The organism is Bacillus paramycoides (genome assembly GCF_038971285.1).
Lineage (GTDB): Bacteria > Bacillota > Bacilli > Bacillales > Bacillaceae_G > Bacillus_A.
The window spans coordinates 2,765,028-2,783,578 of record NZ_CP152427.1; the positions used below are offsets into that span (position 1 = coordinate 2,765,028).

Annotated in this window: 15 protein-coding genes and 1 pseudogene; 3 read left to right on the top strand and 13 right to left on the bottom strand. The window is 33.9% G+C overall.

All coding sequences use genetic code 11. The features are described 5' to 3' along the window. Positions 1-38 precede the first annotated feature (38 nt). From AAG068_RS14375 to AAG068_RS14405, 7 genes and pseudogenes are all read right to left on the bottom strand, one after another. Entirely contained in the window at positions 39-977 is a 939-nt protein-coding gene (locus AAG068_RS14375) for a DMT family transporter (RefSeq protein ID WP_342714750.1), read from the bottom strand. A 71-nt stretch (positions 978-1,048) separates the two neighbouring features. Further along, entirely contained in the window at positions 1,049-1,570 is a 522-nt protein-coding gene (locus tag AAG068_RS14380; RefSeq protein ID WP_342714751.1) for a DinB family protein, read from the bottom strand. A gap of 15 nt (positions 1,571-1,585) precedes the next feature. Continuing rightward, a complete protein-coding gene (locus tag AAG068_RS14385; protein ID WP_342714752.1) occupies positions 1,586-2,086 on the bottom strand; it encodes a GNAT family N-acetyltransferase in 501 nt (166 codons plus the stop codon). 34 nt (positions 2,087-2,120) lie between these two features. Further along, positions 2,121-2,637: pseudogene (locus AAG068_RS14390) on the bottom strand (GNAT family N-acetyltransferase). Between the two features lie 15 nt (positions 2,638-2,652). Further along, the gene (locus tag AAG068_RS14395; protein WP_342714753.1) at positions 2,653-3,354 is read right to left on the bottom strand and encodes a nucleotidyltransferase domain-containing protein; all 702 of its coding nucleotides are present in this window, start codon (positions 3,352-3,354) and stop codon (positions 2,653-2,655) included. 21 nt (positions 3,355-3,375) lie between these two features. Next, on the bottom strand, positions 3,376-4,053 hold the full coding sequence (locus AAG068_RS14400; protein ID WP_342714754.1) for a DNA alkylation repair protein: 678 nt from the start codon (positions 4,051-4,053) through the stop codon (positions 3,376-3,378). A gap of 394 nt (positions 4,054-4,447) precedes the next feature. Continuing rightward, complete coding sequence (locus AAG068_RS14405) at positions 4,448-4,708, bottom strand: hypothetical protein (protein ID WP_342714755.1); 261 nt, start codon at positions 4,706-4,708, stop codon at positions 4,448-4,450. Between the two features lie 216 nt (positions 4,709-4,924). Here AAG068_RS14405 and AAG068_RS14410 point away from each other — a divergent pair, with 216 nt between their 5' ends. From AAG068_RS14410 to AAG068_RS14420, 3 genes are all read left to right on the top strand, one after another. Further along, entirely contained in the window at positions 4,925-5,752 is an 828-nt protein-coding gene (locus AAG068_RS14410; RefSeq protein ID WP_342714756.1) for a peptidoglycan-N-acetylglucosamine deacetylase, read from the top strand. A gap of 158 nt (positions 5,753-5,910) precedes the next feature. After that, positions 5,911-6,573, top strand: a complete 663-nt coding sequence (locus AAG068_RS14415; protein ID WP_342714757.1) for a DUF3841 domain-containing protein — start codon at positions 5,911-5,913, stop codon at positions 6,571-6,573. Between the two features lie 110 nt (positions 6,574-6,683). After that, positions 6,684-7,355: a TerC family protein gene (locus AAG068_RS14420; protein ID WP_342714758.1), complete on the top strand. Its 672-nt coding sequence runs from the start codon at positions 6,684-6,686 to the stop codon at positions 7,353-7,355. Between the two features lie 59 nt (positions 7,356-7,414). On the opposite strand, the gene AAG068_RS14425 is transcribed toward AAG068_RS14420, so the two are convergent. The 6 genes from AAG068_RS14425 to AAG068_RS14450 form a co-directional block, all read right to left on the bottom strand. Next, on the bottom strand, positions 7,415-9,388 hold the full coding sequence (locus AAG068_RS14425) for an LTA synthase family protein (RefSeq protein WP_342714759.1): 1,974 nt from the start codon (positions 9,386-9,388) through the stop codon (positions 7,415-7,417). A gap of 530 nt (positions 9,389-9,918) precedes the next feature. Continuing rightward, the gene (locus tag AAG068_RS14430) at positions 9,919-11,544 is read right to left on the bottom strand and encodes an ABC-F family ATP-binding cassette domain-containing protein (protein ID WP_078418035.1); all 1,626 of its coding nucleotides are present in this window, start codon (positions 11,542-11,544) and stop codon (positions 9,919-9,921) included. 327 nt (positions 11,545-11,871) lie between these two features. Then, a protein-coding gene (locus AAG068_RS14435; protein ID WP_428845972.1) for an IS3 family transposase occupies positions 11,872-13,070 on the bottom strand; the annotation gives its coding sequence in 2 pieces (ribosomal slippage) (positions 11,872-12,776 and positions 12,776-13,070; 1,200 coding nt in all). Positions 13,071-13,181: 111 nt separating this feature from the next. Then, positions 13,182-16,298: an MMPL family transporter gene (locus tag AAG068_RS14440; protein ID WP_342714761.1), complete on the bottom strand. Its 3,117-nt coding sequence runs from the start codon at positions 16,296-16,298 to the stop codon at positions 13,182-13,184. A 250-nt stretch (positions 16,299-16,548) separates the two neighbouring features. Continuing rightward, complete coding sequence (locus AAG068_RS14445) at positions 16,549-17,115, bottom strand: TetR/AcrR family transcriptional regulator (RefSeq protein WP_342714762.1); 567 nt, start codon at positions 17,113-17,115, stop codon at positions 16,549-16,551. Between the two features lie 208 nt (positions 17,116-17,323). Continuing rightward, positions 17,324-18,484, bottom strand: coding sequence for a GNAT family N-acetyltransferase (locus tag AAG068_RS14450; protein WP_342714763.1), 1,161 nt, complete (start codon positions 18,482-18,484; stop codon positions 17,324-17,326). Positions 18,485-18,551: the final 67 nt, after the last annotated feature.

Consider the following 18,551-nt stretch of genomic DNA (forward strand, 5'->3'; position numbering starts at 1 on the left):
GAAAAAAGACTAGCTCTTTATAAAAAGAGCTAGTCTCATTACGCCGTTATTTTTTCTTCTTTTTTCACAACGACCGCTACATAACTGTGTAGTATCATTCCGACAATAACGAGGCTCATACCAATCCAAGATAAAGATGACGGAATTGGCGCGGATAGTAAGATAAGCTCTCCTACTAGCGCAAATAAAACTTCACCAGATTGAGTCGCTTCCACTGTTGCTAGTTTTTGTGGATCATCTTTTACAAGATCTGTCGCAAAGAAGAATAATACTGTCGCGATTAAACCAGAACTAACTGCTACAATAAAACATTGGAAAACTTGGCTACTTGACGGTAGCCCGCCTGTTGATACTTCATAACCAGATAGTAAAAACCAAAATGGTAAGCTGGCTAATGTCATACCGAGAACTCGCTGGAATACGTCTAATTCACCTTTACAAACTTGCATCATTTTTCGATTTCCAAGAGGATACGCAAACGCTGCAATAAGTACAGGAACTACACATAAAACGGTTTCACGAATTCCTAATGAAGAAGCATGTTCTACTTGCATGAGTATAACACCACATAAAATAATGCCCGACATAACTAATTCCTTCATTGGAAGTTTTTTATGTAACGGATCTACTGCAAAAAATGGTGTTAACAAAATCCCTGCGACAATCGTAATTTGCCATGTTGATGCAACGAGCCAACCAGGTCCAAAAGCTCCAGCAAAACTAAGTGGTGCATAGAAGAGACCAAATCCAACGATACTCCAAACTAACCATTCTTTCGGATTGTTTTTCATATATTGAAAGAGTTGCTTTAAGTTACCTCTATACATGACAATAAGTAAAAGCATTGGAACCATAAAGTAGTACCGTAATGATGCACTCCAAATCCAGCTTCCACCTTCTAAGTCCATCGCCCGGTTTAAAACGAAGGTAAAGGCAAAGAAAAATGATGCCAATATCCCTACTGCAATAGCTTTCATTATAAAACCCCTTGTTTAGTTTCTTCTTAAATACTATACAACAAAATGAATATAATTAAAATTTGCAATCTTTAATTTGGACATAAACTAGCTCTATATAGTTTTCTCAATCGACTAATATGAGCTTGATGGTACCGATTATGTTCTGCTATATGCCATATCCCCCATCTTATAGTCGCATTTTCTCCCTTTTCGTAAAAAATTTCTCGTGTTAAATCATATTCTGTTAGTTTCATGCATTCCTCATAAAACATATGATGCACTGCTTCATAATCTTGCATTAATTGTTGCAACGTCTGTTTTCTTAAACTTGGCAGTTCTCCTACTTCATTTAACATAGGTCCATATTTATTTTCAAGTGCGAATGGAACTGCTTCTCCTTTTAAGCGATACACCCAATGTAAATCAACAACTGCTAAATGTTGAAGTAGTTGTCCGATGTTATTTTCATTATTTTCTGATCCTTTAAAAGACAATTCTTTCTCATCAATACCTTCTACTAACTTTTGCAATCGTTTATATGTATCCGTAACCGTCGCATACAAAATTGCCACTTGCGGGTTCATATTTTTTTCTAAATGGAGATCTTTCATACTAAACTCCCTCTCTTAAAAGAACAACACCATATATTCATCATCACTATATACACCGTTCATTTTTAAAGCTCTTTTCTCAATTCCATACGTTTGAAAGCCCATTGATTCATACAACTTTTTTGCTGGCTCGTTTGTAGACACAACCCCTAATGTCAATTGTTCCAAGTTCATTTCTCTTGCTCTTTCAATTGCCTTACGTATTAACTCACGTGCAAGGCCACTTCTTCGATTGCTTGCATCTACATACATCGCAACGATATGACCTTTATGTTTATACGCCTCTTTCTCTTCTGTTAGTAAAGTAACCACTCCAACTAATTGATAATCCTCATTAAAAGCACCAAATGTACAGCTAGTAGTAGCTGTTAAATTATTTTCCACTCGCTTAATCGGATTTTCTTGACGAATCGCTTCTTCATAAGTTGTTACAAATGCTTCTGGATTTACTTGTAATGCTTGTAAACGTAACTCCCAATATTGTTTCGCATCCTCTTTCGTAAGTAATCGAATCACATTATTCCAGCCCCTTTAAGTTAACATAATATTTTTATAAACTACTATTTATAAATTCGTATTCTTCTCTTAACATACTATAACGATAACGATGAATAAACTTTCCTTGACGTAATCGATCATTTCTCATTAATCCTTCACAAACAAAACCAACCTTTTCATAACTCTTTCTAGCTTGAAAATTATCTTCATCTACACGTAGCCAAACTTTTTCTAATTTAAATTCAAAGAATGCTAGGTGTAACATACTATATAAGGCCGCTATTCCATACCCTTTACCCCAGTATTCTTTATTACCAATTGCGATTCCCAGTTCTGCATTTTTATTTGTTTTATCAAAGTTTTTAAGATCTACCCATCCAATATGTATGCCGTTCTCTGTAGTGATTGCTCTTTGTTCATAACCATTTTTTCGTATCTTCACGAGTGAACGGTGGATATTGATCTGGTATAACTAAATGTTCCGTTACTTTTGTATCTAATGACCATTGATATCGATCTTCTACATCATTTAGTGTCAGTTCTCTTAATTGAACGAATGGTACATTCATTGTGCTATCCCCTTCTTATTTTCCTATAGAAAACCCTTCGAACATTCTTCCTCCATACTGTTCTAGCGTTTTTTCTACAAAAGTAATTAATTTCATTTTCTCTCCCGTTGTATAAAAACAATCGAAAGCCGCTACAAATTGATCTGCATACTGTTCATCATATTTTCTAAGTACCCTTATAAACCATTTTGAATTTCCAAGCCATTTACCATTTACTCTTAATACATATTCATGTAATAAATCAGCTAATAAATTCGCAATAAATAATTCTTCTTCTCTTTTTGATGCACCAATAAAATCATCCAAAGTATCCGTAATAAAATATCGCTTCTGTTTCATCATTTCTTCGGTCCATTTAGCTGGTCCTTTATTTAGTAAATTATTTGCTTCTCTTTTTAGTTTTTCAACAATTTCATTTTCACCTTTTAATACAACCCCCTCTGAAACTAATTGTGGTAACGAAGGTCTCCCGCGATCGCAATCCATTTTAAAAAAGGTTTTATACGTTTCAAAATTATGTACAAACACTTCGGCTGGCCATCCATTACTATAGAAAGATTCTCGATAACAAGACGTTAAACTTTGATCAACTATTACAATGTCCAGATCGGATGTTTTTGTCGCTTCTCCTCTTGCAACGCTTCCTCCAAGTAAAGCTACATCACAATTCGGAAATTGTGATGTAATTATGCTTTGTGCCGCTTCCATTGCTTTCATAACCGTTCCCCTTTTCTTATTTCACTTTCTTTTTTCAGCTCTTTCTCTCGCTTTTTTTATATACGGCTCTGCGTCTGGTGTTTTGCATGACGTTGCTCCGTGATCAACCTGTACTTTTCCAATTTCACGTGCAATTTTAATCGCCGTTTGCTCTAACTGTTCATTACGAATTCCTATCGCAATTAATGCACTATTCATCGCTTCTTTTTTTCTATTTTTTTCATTATGTATATTTACTTTAATTTCTTCTAGATACGGAGAGAAGAAATCATCTTGTAACGTTTTATTTTTAATCGCTATGTTTGCTAATAAAGACCAGCCTGCTCTTCCAATCCATTCATTATCAGACTTTGTCCATTCTTCCATTCTTTCTATCGCAATTGGCGACGTACAAATAGCCGTCATCAAAACATCCATTAAACAATAATAATCAACTTCCTGTACCCAATTATTTAGCAGTTCTGTCGTAACTTTTTTCGGATCTAATATCATTGTTGCTAAAGTCATTGCATCCATATTTTTTGTTTCCCATAATGAAATTGCTAAATCATGATCTTTTTTTATCTTCTTTTTTAATAATTTTAAATTCGCGAAACTAACTCCAAATAGTGGCTCTTTCGCTCCGTGGTTTTTATACGTTTTACGATTTTGTTCTGTTCCATATTCCTCTAGTTGCTGCATTACTTCTTCAAGTAACATATGCCCACCTCTTTATCTTTTATGTTGACTTCATATATGTATGTACGATATATTCTACATTACTTTTTAGTTTTCCTATATGTATTTTTAAAATACGGTATGTGAAATTTTAAATTTATCCAAAAAAATATACCGTCTCCTTATTTATTCGCAAGAAAATATATTTTTTCATCATGAACTCCGTATTACATGAAACATCTAATAAGTATAGTATACAACTGCTTTTCTTAATAAGTTACGTATATGAAGATGAAAATAAGTGTGGCTATCTATATTTTTTTTATATTCATTAGCTCATATACAATTATAAACCACTTTCCTTTTAGGACGAAAAGTGGTTTATGTTTTCCGAAAATATTTGATGTGTTAAGCTATACAATGCATTAATGTTCGACTACTCATTTTCTTTTTTCTTCTTTTGTTCCTCAGATGGCTCTTCTGTTGGATCTGGTTCTTGTTCATCCTTTTTGTTTAACTCATTATTTTTTTCATTAGCAGGATCTTGTTTTTCATTTTTTTCCTCCTGCCTTTGCTCAGAAGGTTCCTCCGTTGGATCTGGCTCCTGTTCATCCTTTGGAGCTGGATTACACCCAAATAACATTCCTACTGTAAATATGCTCAGCATAAATATAGATAGCATTTTTTTATAATTCAATTAAAGCACCTCCCTAAAATTAATATCCGTTGTAGTATTCCAATGAAGGATTAAAACTATCCGTTTCTTGTCCCATTTCTTTAAAAGTGTTATTCCTTTTAAATCTTGCATAACTTTGAACAAACTTTTTTGCACTTGTAAAAAAGTTTTTTTGCAATTACCTCCCTTTAATTGCTAATATAGTAGAGTAGAACTTTTATAGAGAGAAGGAAAATTATGCACAATGGAATTCGAATGACAACTTTAGTGAAAAGGGCTATGCTGGTTTGCGCGGGGGTACTATTTACATACGAAGCGGCTTTAGGATCAGCACATACTGCTCTAGCAAGTACAGAGGATGAAGCAAAATCTGTTCAACTTGTAAGTGAAATTCAATCATCTCTTGCACCGAAAGAAGCTCCAAAACAATATAATGGGCAAGTTAGAAAAGTAGCTTATTTAACATTTGATGATGGTCCTGGAAAATACACAGCTGAGCTTTTAGATATGTTAAAGAAAGAAAATGCAAAAGCAACATTCTTCCTAATTGGTTCAAACGTAAAAGCATTCCCGGATCTTGTAAAACGTGAAGATGCTGAAGGCCACTATGTTGGGATGCACAGTATGACTCATAACTACAAGAAACTTTACACAGAAGGTCATTACGTAGATGAAATGAAGGAAGATCAAGGCTTAATTGCTGGCGTTCTAGGTAAATCGCCAGTATTAACTCGTCCATCTTACGGCTCAATGCCAGGATTAAACGAAGCGCTTCGTAACAAAGTTGTTGAGAATGGGCTAAAAGTTTGGGATTGGACAATTGATTCATTAGACTGGAGATATAACAAAATGCCTGTTGACGCTGCATCAGCTAAAATTGTAGAAAACGTTATTAATGGTGCAAACAAGCCAACAGAAGTTATCCTTATGCACGACATTCATCCACAATCCGTAAAAGCAGTACCTGGTATTATTAAAGGGCTGAAAGAAAAAGGATATGAATTAGAAGCCTATAGTGAGAACGAACACTTCCCATTAAACTTCTGGCATGATAATCGTATGTAATGAAAAAGACTTGATTTCCTTTATCCGGGAATCGAGTCTTTTTATCGTTTCGGGAATTACTCCGCGTATATTAGACTCAAACTCCCCCTTCTCTAATATCAATACAAATTAAAGATCACATGCTATACTATAATCTAGTTTAAATAAGTAGGTGCCATATGATTGTATATACAGTACAAACTGAAGAAGCTTGGAAGCAATTTAAGAAACTTGGTTATTTAGAAGGGAATAAAGAAGTCATCGATTCAGACGATATATATTCATATGACTGGATGGTGCGCGTTGCTAAAACAAGATTGCCTCATTACGAAGGTAACTATCCTATTTGGGTTTGGGAAGCAAATAATTACCCAAACCGAAATCATAAAGCTTGGGGTAGAAAAAATTCAAAAATGGTAATTTTAACACTAGATGTACCGAAAGAATGGGTACTATGGAGTGATATTAGTTACTGGTGTTGTGCCATGGGTGATAGTTCTATGTATTTTCATCAAGCAAATAAACCTGCACTGGAAGAATGGTATACCTATATGGATAAAGAATACGGGATAATATTCGATTTCGACTATTTATTATCTCATCCTGATTGGTATAAAGATAAAGAAGATTCGTTAGAAAAACAAGGTGTTATCGGTAAAATCCCTATCTCCTTCGTAAAAAAAGTAAGGCGTTTTCGTGCTAAGGAAGATACATCTATTCATACAATCAGAAGTGATAACTGGGATAGTAGAAAAGAAAATCGTATTAAAAAGATGAATCGAAAATTAAGAAAAAGAAACGAAAAGCAAAAAAGATTGCAAAAGCGACTTATACGAAATTAAAACAGATTTATCAAAATACAGTAAGAAATTATAGATTGAATATACAAATTCAATCCTATTTTTTATATTATCAACACTTTAGCACATATTACTCTTAAGGGGGGATATATATGGATTTTCTTTCAGCTGAATATTTGTCTGCCTTACTTGCCATCATTGTAATTGATTTAGTGTTAGCTGGTGATAATGCCATTGTAATTGGATTAGCAGCAAGGCGATTACCGAAAGATCAACAAAAGAAAGTTATTATATGGGGAACTATCGGAGCGATCGCAATTAGAGCTCTCGCTACCTTAGTTGTCGTTTGGTTGTTAAAAATACCAGGGCTACTTCTAATTGGTGGTGTACTCCTTATATGGATCGCTTATAAATTAATTGCTGAAGGCAAAGATCATGATATTAAGGCAGAAGAAGGATTTTGGTCTGCTATTAAAACCATTATTATCGCTGATGCATTAATGGGTATTGATAATGTTCTCGCTGTTGCAGGAGCTGCGCATGGCAATTTTTCTTTAGTCATCATCGGACTATTAGTATCTATTCCAGTAGTAGTTTGGGGCAGTACATTAATTTTAAAATGGGTGGACCAGTTCCCTGTCATCATTACGATTGGAGCAGCTGTTTTAGCTTATACTGCTGCGAAAATGATTGTAGATGAGAAATGGTTCGCTGGATTTTTCGAAAGTAACCCTTTCATAAAATGGGCATTTATCATTATTATCATCGCCGGTGTAGTTTTCTTCGGAAAGGCAAAACAAAAAACGACAAATGGTTCTATGTAATAATGATGTTATATTTACAAACAAAAGGCGCTATTCATTTGAATAGCGCCTTTTGTTATTTATTTGGCTTCCCCTTCCGGAGTCGTCTTTACCTTCGTTTTATTTTTATCACGATTGTTATAGTTATACTTTGAACGATCTACTGGAGTGAAGCCTTCTGGTGTGTAGAATCGTAATAAGTCACCATTTACGACTTGGTCGGAATATTTTAACGAACTTTGAACCATTTGTTCATTTTGTTTTATTTCATCTGTAAATTCAACTGGTTTTCCAGTCTTTGTATCATAGTATTTGCCGTTTAGTGCAGTAACTGTTGGACTTACGTAGTTACCGTTACGGAACGCAACGACTTGTTTATGATCTGGTGATAGTAAATCTGAGCCAAATTGAACATAATTTTTCGTATCTGTACCTAGTAAGTGTAATAATGTTGGAAGAACATCAATTTCACCGCCGTATTGATGTTGCACGCCACCTTTCACACCTGGTACACGAACGATTAAAGGTACACGCTGTAATTGCGCATTTTCAAATGAGTTAATTTCTTTCCCCATTACTTTTGACATTGCTGCGTTATGATTATCTGAAATACCGTAATGGTCTCCATACATAACAATAATTGAATTATCGTATAAACCAGATTGTTTCAAGTAATCGATGAAACCTTTTACAGATTCATCTAAATAACGTGCCGTTTGGAAATACGTATCTACAGATGAGTCACCTGTGTTTGCTGGTTCAATTGTCGCTTCCGCTTTATCAATTGGATAAGGGAAGTGGTTAGATAACGTAATGAACTTCGTATAGAACGGTTGTTTCAATGTTTGTAATAACGGAATGGATTCATTAAAGAACGGCTTATCTTTTAATCCATAGTTTACTACATCTTTTTCGTTCATATCATAGTATGACGCATCAAAGAATTTATTAAAACCAAATGATTTATAAATATCGTCACGGTTCCAGAACGTTTTATAGTTACCGTGGAACACAGCTGATGTGTATCCTTGCTGCCCTAAAATAGCTGGTGCTGATTGATACGTATTATGAGATTTCGTTGTAAAGACAGATCCTTGTGGTAAACCAAACATTGAATTCTCTAACATAAACTCCGCATCAGATGTTTTCCCTTGTCCTGTTTGATGGAAGAAGTTATCAAAGTAAAGCGTATTCGCATCTTTTGTGAATGAGTTTAAGAACGGCGTAACTTCTTGACCATTTAATTTATAATCGATTAAGAAGTTTTGGAATGACTCTAAATGAATATAAATTACGTTCATTCCCTTTCCTTTACCGAAATACTCAGGATTTGGACTTGCATAAGTTGATGTTAAATAGTTTCTGACTTCTGTCATGTTATCTCCATCAGCTAATGCTCTTTCCGTTGATGCTTTCGCACTTTGAATCCCATCATAAATTGTATAGTTATATGCTCCTAAATATTTCACAATATAATTACGATCGAATGTTCTTGTTAATAATTCAGGACGGTCAGATTCTGCAAGACCTAAGTTAACACTGAATAATAAAATACCTGCTACAAATACTAGTGATACTTTATGTTTCGCAACACGAATTGGTTTTGGATTTGCAAATTTCGTTGCAACTAAAACAATTAAAATGATTGTGTCTAAGAAATATAGCGGATCATAAAGATGTAGCAACGCAAGAATACTACCACCTAGATCTCCAAAGTTATTCGTTTGTGTTAATGTCGGGAACGTAATAAAGTCACTGAAAAAGCGATAATATACTACGTTTGCGTATAAAAGAATCGACAATAACAAATTAATGATAATTAACCAAATATAAGATCGTTTCCCTTTTGCAAATAATGCAAGTCCTAGAAATAGAACTGCCGAGCTAAGTGGGTTAAAAAATAGCAAGAATTTTTGGATTGTGTTTGAAATACCTAAATTAAATTCCGTTACATACGCTGCATATGTTTTGAGCCAGAATAAAATAACGGCAAACAGAAAGAATCCAAAATGATTGCTTAACACACTTTTGCTCTTTAATATGAACTTTTTCATTTCTCCACCTCTTTTGATCATCCAAGGCTTATTTTTTTATAAGTCTGTCTCTCTATTCAATTTTTCTTCTTCAAATAGATTATTTTTATTTAACTATATGAAGAATATTAGTAATTATAATTTGAAGCTATTATTTATTCAACTATTTCTTTCTAGACATTTTGACCTTGGTTTCTATTTAACAAAATAAATTTGTAACATTTCCTGTTTTCTCCCAAGATTCATCCACTAATTATGACATCACATACTATAAACCTTTATTCACTACTTCGCAAATAATTATATCTCCAGTTTTGGAACATTAATGTAATATAATGAAATTTACTATAGTTAGCATTTAGTTTTTTCGGTGTATATTAAACCTCTTCATGTATTTCAACTATATTCATGCTTCAGCCATTCCTCTATATACAACTTCAAAATATATTTTCTCCTCCAAAATTATTCTTGCATAATTATTCATATTTTATAAAATCAATGATTATAAAAAACCTCGCTCTCATAACGAGAGCGAGGTTTTTCATCATTTATTATTGACCTTTGTACATTGCATCTACTTGTTTTTGAAGTTCTTCATTTTCTAAGAACTCATCATAAGTGGCCTCTTTATCGATTACACCGTTTGGCGTTACTTCGATAATGCGGTTTGCAATTGTTTGTACGAACTGATGGTCATGAGATGTGAATAAAATTGTACCTTTAAATGCAATTAAACCGTTGTTTAATGCAGTGATAGACTCAAGGTCTAAGTGGTTCGTTGGATCGTCAAGTGTAATTACGTTTGCACCACTTAACATCATTTTAGATAACATACAACGAACTTTTTCGCCTCCTGATAATACAGAAACGTTCTTCTTAACTTCTTCACCTGAGAATAACATACGACCTAAAAAACCACGTAAGAAGCTTTCTGACTCATCTTGTGGAGAGAATTGACGTAACCAATCAACTAAGTTGTAGTCACTGTTCTCAAAGTATTTAGAGTTATCTCTTGGGAAGTACGATTGAGATGTTGTAACGCCCCATTTGAATGAACCACTATCTGGCTCCATTTCACCCATAAGGATTTTAAATAATGTTGTCATTGCAATATCGTTACGACCGATAAATGCAACTTTATCACCTTTATTTAAAGTGAAGTACACATTATCTAACACTTTTTCGCCGTCAATTGTTTTAGAAAGACCTTCAACAGTTAATAAGTCATTTCCTACTTCACGTTCTGGTGTGAAGCCAACGAATGGGTAACGACGAGATGATGGCTTAATATCATCTAATGTAATTTTATCTAATAATTTTTTACGAGAAGTCGCTTGCTTCGCTTTAGATGCGTTTGAGCTAAAACGTGCAATGAAGTTTTGTAACTCTTTTACTTTCTCTTCTTTTTTCTTATTTGCATCTTGTGTTAATTTTAAAGCTAATTGGCTTGACTCATACCAGAAGTCATAGTTACCAACATAAAGTTGAATTTTACCGAAATCAAGATCAGCCATGTGCGTACAAACTTTATTTAAGAAGTGACGGTCATGGGATACAACGATTACTGTATTTTCAAAGTTCATTAAGAAGTTTTCTAACCATTGGATCGCTTTTAAGTCCAAGTGGTTGGTAGGCTCATCTAGTAATAGAATGTCAGGCTTACCGAATAAAGCTTGAGCAAGTAATACTTTTACTTTCTCTGCCCCAGTTAATTCAGACAATTTCTTATCATGAAGATCTTCACCAATACCTAAACCTTTTAGTAAGATTGCAGCTTCTGACTCAGCTTCCCAACCGTTAAGCTCAGCGAACTCACCTTCAAGTTCAGCAGCACGCATACCATCTTCATCACTAAAGTCTTCTTTCATGTAAATGGCATTTTTCTCTTGCATTACTTTGTAAAGTTGCGTGTGACCCATAATAACTGTTTCTAATACTGGGAACTCTTCATATTCGAAGTGGTTCTGTTTTAATACTGCTAGACGCTCACCTGGCGTAATATGTATGTCACCTGTTGATGGTTCAATTTCTCCAGATAAAATCTTTAGAAATGTCGATTTACCAGCACCGTTCGCTCCGATTAAACCGTAGCAGTTACCTGGCGTAAATTTTATGTTAACATCTTCAAATAATTTGCGATCCGCGAAACGCAAACTAACGTTACTTACTGTAATCATTTGTGTCCTCCTACTAATACCGCTTATTTCAGCGTTTTCTCACCGATTGTCTTAAAAAATCGCATATTACGACTCAATTATTCTAGACTATAGCTATTATATAGTAGAAGATGGATGAATAGCAACGGTTGATTACCTTTCTACAGTGAAATCGAACAGTTTTTATCCATTCCCTACCCATTGTATGTATATCATCGACCTCTTTCTAAAATATCCTTTCTCTTCTCACTCTGTAACACATTGGATTAATTTTTGATTTTAAATTTTATATTCAAAAAAAGACTGTAGAGTGGTCTTATCCCTGTCAAGTAGACAGTATTAAAAAGACTAAGCAGCCATCGAGATTCGATATTCTATCGGAGCTCGATGGTTGCTTAGTCTTTTTTGGAAACGTTTATAGTTATAAAAATAAATATATTCTTCAATTGCTTGTATTAAATCCGCTTCTGTTTTAAAATGATTCAAATACAACATCTCCGATTTAAAATGGGAGAAAAATGACTCGATACAGGCATTATCATGGCAGTTTCCTTTGCGAGAGTGGCTGCCAATGATACCTAAATCTAAAAGTCGTTTGTTGTAGGCATGAGATGTGTACTGGAATCCCTGATCTGAATGGAGAATGGTTCCACGCACATCTCTTTTTTGTGCCAGCATTTCAATTGTATCTAATACAAGTTCATTATCATTACGCTTGGAAATTTTCCAAGAAACAACTTCGTTATTATAAATATCTTGTACAACAGAAAGATAGCGGAAGCCCTCTTGAAATCGTAGGTAGGTAATGTCTGTAACAAGCGCTTCATTTTGCTGGCGATCTTTGAATTCACGGTTTAAAACATTTGGAAAAGTATTAGAATAATTCCCTTTAAAGAAGCGACGCTTCTTCCGAATAATAGACTGAATGTTGAGCTCACTCATTAATCGATATACTTTTTTGTGATTTATAAAATAACCCTCTTCTTGTAAAGCGATTTTCATACGTGGATAACCATATTCTTTGTGCTTTACGTGAATAGATTGAATTACCTTTTTTAATCGTTTATCGGATTCTAGTCGCGTGTTGTTCACACTTTTTGTATGAACCCACTTATAGTAACTTGAGCGATGTACATTCGCAAAATTAGTAAGCCATATAACAGGATATTTTCTCTTTAGTAATTCAATGATATGATATCGTTCTTTATATTTTAGTACGCCTCCATTTACAGATTTGGATACTGCTTTTTTAAATATTCAACCTGAGCCTTATAGTAGTCACGCTCTTCTTCAACAGTTTTAAAATGAATCCGTTTGCCTTTTAAAGGGTTTGGTATACCTTTCATTTCACTATTTTTTCCACGAGTATCTGTAATTTCACCACATTCTTTATACTTTTTCACCCAATTTTTAAGTTGTGTAGAGCTTCTAATCTGATATTTCTCCGCTATCATATCGTAGCTTTCCTCACCGTTTAAATAACTTTGAACAGCTGATACCTTTATCTCATTTGAGTATGTATTAAATGTTGTACCTTTTTTAGCCATGAAAAATCCCCTCCAAGTAATAGTGTAACATCCATGTGTATACATGGTCTTTTTCACACTGTCTACCTAAAGGGGATAATATCAAGAGAAAACATTCTCTACAGTCTTTTTTTATTTCGTATTTATTATTTTCTCTTTATAACTCTTCACCTTACTCACCAATCCTATTAAAGCAGGTAACAATATCGGCATTACAACGATAGCTAATAGTAACAGTGCAACACCAACAACAGATGCTACTTGTATAAGCGTTAATACACCTGAAGGGATTAATGCAGCAAATGTTCCGCCTAAAATAAGCGCAGCCGATAGTACAACTCCTCCTATGTGACGAGATGCATTTATAATTTTCGTTGCTGGGTCCCCTTCTAGCTCATTGTATCGCATCATTACGAAAATACTATAATCCACCCCTAAAGCGACAATCATAATAAAACTAAAGAATGGTACATTCCAGCTTAATGACTCTACGTTTAGTAAGTGTGTACTAATTTGTTCACTTATACCAAGTGATGCAAAATAAGCTAATATTAACGATCCAATAATAAAGATTGTATTTAATACTGAACGTGTAATCACAATTAATACAATCCCAATACCAATTAACATAATCGTAGCTGTACGTAAGAAGTCTTGACCTGTAACTTCTTTTAAATCAACATTTCTAGCTGTCGTACCTCCGATTGCTTTTTTTGCTGATTTTAATTCTGTACCATTTAACTTACCGTCTATCGTTTTATTAATTTCTTCAATGATTGGCATCGCTTCTTTTGAATACGGATTTACGTCTAAAACGATTGTCATTTTAACAGTCTTTCTATCTTGTGACATGTACGTATTCAAAGCTTTTTGGAAATCTTCACCCTCTAAAACTTCTTTTGGAATATAAAATTTCTCAGAGCTTTTTGATTCATTCAGTTCTCCTAAATATTTCTGAGCATCTCCTAGGCCGTTACTTACCTTTTCAAGCCCTTCTGTACTTTTAGATAACCCTGATTGTAATTGCCCCATCTGTTCTTGCAAGTCTTTCAGTCCGGTTAATAGCTGGTCTTGCCCATCATTTATTTTCGTTAATCCAGTTTGTAACTCAGTTGACTTGTTTGCAATTTGTTTTGAACCTGAAGCACCTTCATTTAATCCACTTTTAAGATCAGCTGCTCCTTTTTGTAACTTAGTAACTCCATTGCTCATTTCTTTTAAGCCGTTATCCACTTTTAATAATGATTGATTTGCTTCTTTAAATGAGCCCATTGCAGCTTTATGCTGCGTAGCTAATTGGTTTAATTCATTTGAAAGTCCACCTAATTGCTTTTGAGCCTCTTTGGCAATTCCTATCGTCTGCAGTATGTTCGGATCATTTGCTAATTCTGGTTTCGTTTGAATAAAGTTGGTCATTAACATTTCAATTTGTTCGTAACCTTTTTTCGCACCATCAATTGCTTGAGAAATACTTCCAAAGTATTGATTGTAAGAACTTAAACCTTTTTCTAACTGCGAATAACCAGCGTGTAGTTGTGAAGTTGCATTAGATAATACATTTATATTTTCATTTACTGAAGTTAACCCACTCTCAATTTGCTGCGCACCTTGTGCTCCATCATTTATGCCACTTGAAAGTTGATTTAAAGCTGTTCCTAATGCTGATACACCATTTTTCGCTTCAGTTGTTCCATCAATTAACTTTTGAACGTTTGCAAGGCTATTTGAGTCTTTACTACCCATTTTATCTTTCGCAGTAGTTAATCCATCATTAATTTCTTTTATACCACCATTGGCATCTCCTAAGCCTGTATTTAGTTCTCCCGCTTGTTTATTTATATATAGTTCTTTTATCCTTTCACCAGTTGGACGCGTCGGTGAATATACTTCTGATACACCTTTCACTTTCAAAATCTTATCAGTTAGTTCATCTAAAGTTTGGAGCGAATTCGCCTCATCTAACTTACTATCTGATTGAATGACGAACGTACTTGGCGAAGAAAAACCAGGTGGAAAATGATCTTCTATTACGTTAATCCCCATTTTTGACTCATATTTATTATCTACTTCAAATAAATCGTTGTAATTTAATGTGTTAGAGTATTTCATTACAAAAGGAATCGATATTACAAATACAATGATTAACGCTGCAAATGGTCTTACTACTGAGTTTTTCGCAAGAAACCCCCATAAACGACTATCCTCATGCCCTTTAAATGTTTTAACTGGATAAAACATTCCTTTTCCTAAAAGCACCATAAAAAATGGATTTAACGTAGTTAATACGAGTAATAATACTGCGACACCAATTGCTACCGCTGAAGTAGATTGATATAGTTTGAAACTCGCTAAAGCAAGAGATGCAAAACCAATTAATACTGCAATTCCGCTATATAAAACGGTTCTCCCTGCTGATTTAAACGTTTCTTTCGTAGCCAAAAATGCATTTTCTTGTTTACTTAATTCTTCCTTGAACCTTGTATATAATAAAATGTTATAGTCTGTTCCAACCCCAAACAGGACAACCACTACAAACACTTGTGTAAAGTTTGAAAACGGAAAATTAAAATGATCTACAAGGTGGGCAATAATCCCCATTGAAACTAAATAGGATACACCAACTGTAAGAAGAGAAACAATTGGAACAATTGGTGAACGAAATACAATGATTAATACAACTAGAATGAAAATGATAGAAATAACTTCTGTCTTCTTCACTCCTTCTTGAGAGGATGTAAGAAAATCACCCGCTATTAAATCACTTCCTGTTAAGTACGTTTTAACGCCCTTTACTTTAACTTTTTTATGAAGTGCATTTGCAACTTTTGATATTTCACCATGTTTTTTGTCTACTGAGATTTGCGTTAAAATAGTTGTATTGTCTTTAGATATCAGCTGTTTTTCCAAGTCTTTATTATCTAAATGTGAAACAACTTCCTTAATTCCTAATTTCTCTTTTTCATTTTGTAAAGCGTTGATTGTTTTTATTATTTCATCTTTTTGCTCAGTTGTTAAAGCTGCTTTACTCCCACTATTAAACACAGCTATAATTTCATACTTCTCTGTACCGTCTTTATCCATCTCTCTTATCATTTTGTCAGCAATACTACTTTGTTCTGTATTAGGGATCGTAATGTGCCCTTTTTCTTTCACTAATTTATCCATATTAGGCATCGTTACGATCATTGTAATCGTAATAACTATCCATAATAGAAAAGATAAACTTCTCCAATTTTTTAGCTTACTCAATTTAATCCTCTCCCATTTTGAAAGTTTCATGTTAGTTTCGGAATGAATATTCATTCCTAATATTTTGAACCTATTTACAGGAATGAACGTTCATTCCTATCGTTCTATTGTTTCTTTATAAATTCTATTAAACTATCCTTCCCGGAATGAATGTTCATTCCTTTAATTGTAAAGATTAATCATGTTCTGTTTTTCTTTTTATATCATTCTCGGAATGAATATTCATTCCTGTCCTTATAAAGCTATAGAATCAAATGATTCTAATAGCGTTCCAAGAGCTTTCTTCTAGTTCTTTTACTAACTCTTTCGAGTATTCTAATTGCCCTGTTGCAATTACTTTCGTTAATTTTTCTAGCGGTTGATATACAATAATAATTAAAGCAACTGGAGGCAACGGACGAAGAAAACCTTTTGCGATTCCATCTTCAATAATACTCATAAAGAAGCCTATAAAATCGTCAAATATTTGCTTACTTTGTTCATCAAGAAAATAACTATCACAGTGAGAATTTGTAAATAAAAAAGCATCCACATTGTTTCTCGCAAATTCAAATAAACGGTTGTACGTATGACTAAACTGTTCACGAATATTTGCTTCAACAGGAAAATCTGTTTTTATCATTTCAGAAAGCTCTAACATACTTTTTGAAAATAATGAGTTAACAAGTGCCTCTTTATTTTCAAAATAGCGATAAATAGTACCCGCACCGACTTTTGCCTTTTCAGCAATCATTGGAATTGTCGTACCATCGTAACCACGCTCTGCAAAAAGTTGCATCGCAGCATCAAAAATATCCTCTTGTTTGTTTTTAGCCATTTTTTCCACCTCTATTTTTAGGAATGAAAATTCATTCCGTTTTTAATTATAAATTACATCGATTAAAAGTCAAGTGCGTGAAAAAGTATCGTTGCGTTTTAGTGAAAAAAATTATATCAGCGATTTTCAAAATATATCGACTTACCGACAAAAACTGATACCCAAAGAGAAAGCTGTCCCAAAATTTGATTTTGGACAGCCCTATTTTTTAAAAGAAATCATAAATAAATGCTTCTCGTACCGGAACTATTTTCTCAAACGCTTGTATTTCCTCTTCGCTTCCGTTAATTAATTCTAGTTCATTAAGTTGTAACGGACGCTTGTAGCCAAACATTATGGTAGATAGTGCGTTTATATCTAGCCTAATTCCTTTATCTATTGTTTCCTCTTTTATTATTGTTATTTTATGATTTGCCAGTCTCACTGATACGTTATTCCACGATGCAAATGAATCTGTAATATGTAAAATTAGTTCTTGTTGTACATTGTTCCAGTTTAATTCATATTGTTTAAAGAACTGCTCCACATCTACAATTCTACCCATAAAATACGGCTTTATTTCCGCCTTCACACGTGGCTCTTTTAGTGTATATAATAACGGTTCGTTTTCACTTACTGTCATTTCAAGATCTTTAATCATAGAATCATGCTGGCAAATAAAGTTCCATAGACCATTTCGCGCTTCGTTATCCAGTGGAACAAATTCTTCTACTGTCATTTTGTTGTTTTCAATTTTATATAACATATAGCCAGCTGCCGTTTTATTTTCATCATAATAAATTGCTAATGTTAAGTCATCATAAACAGCCTGTAACCACCATTTTTTATCGCGAACTAGCATACCGGAAAAACGTGCTGCAAATGTTTCATAAAGCTTCTCGACCTCTTCTGGGTGATTTTCTTTATTGAAACGTTTCACAGTTCCATTTACTTGTTTTTTCATAACTAAATCACTCTTTGTCATATGGCATACTAGGAGATTCGCACACAGTTCCCAGCCGTATTTACGGTAAAATGAAACAGCAAATGGATGTAGCATCGATACTGTATATCCGTCTTTTTTCATCGTTTGAAGTGAGTGTTGAAGTAATTCTTTTACATACCCGCTTCTTCTATACTCTGGATACGTCGCTACCCCTGCAACGCCTCCCATTTTATATTTTTCTTTACCTATGTATATATGAAACGGAATAAGATGAAGTTTTGCAGCTAAATCTTCCCCTTCCATAATACCGTATATTTCATGACTTTCTTTCATCTTTGTAAGTTGTTGCTGCAATCGTTCTTCTTCAACTTTATATTGAAAAGCGTATTCTGATAAGCGTAATGCTTCTCTAAATTTATCTTCTTTTAATCGTATAACGTTCATCTACTTCTCCTCCATTCCTTATTTGAATTGTACCATAATTCTAAACATTACAGTCCGGTGAATGAAA